The sequence below is a fragment of the Arthrobacter sp. TB 26 genome (assembly GCF_000427315.1).
GTDB lineage: Bacteria > Actinomycetota > Actinomycetes > Actinomycetales > Micrococcaceae > Arthrobacter.
The window spans coordinates 1-288 of record NZ_AUPJ01000339.1; the positions used below are offsets into that span (position 1 = coordinate 1).

The following is a 288-nucleotide window of genomic DNA, read 5'->3' on the forward strand; positions in this document are numbered from 1 at the left end:
TCGTGACGCTCTCCGGCCCGTCGCCGTTTGGCCGCCGGTTATCGAAGTATCCTGCTGCGGGAATAGACTGGAAGAATTAACGGGTTCGGAGAGGTGCTCCATTGGAAGAACGTTCGACGCCGGTGCCATCAGCGCCGGCGGACCAGGCTCCAGGCCAGGGCTCGCAGACTGGTGTGGTGGCTCCCGGACGCGCCGATCCGCCCGTACCCGTGGACAGCTCGGGTGCACGCCCCACGTTCCCCGGCCGGCGTGAACGCACCCGCTCCCGGCTTGCCCGCCTGACCGGCC

The 288-nt window shown here is 68.8% G+C and carries 1 protein-coding gene (only partly in view); it reads left to right on the forward strand.

Annotated features, from left to right (window positions below):
• Nucleotides 1-101 precede the first annotated feature (101 nt).
• Nucleotides 102-288 carry the 5' end (the start) of a RelA/SpoT family protein gene (locus tag K789_RS0112930; RefSeq protein WP_024367119.1) on the forward strand. The gene runs 2,207 nt beyond the window's last position, so only the first 187 of its 2,394 coding nucleotides appear in the window; its start codon is at nt 102-104; its stop codon lies off the right edge, out of view.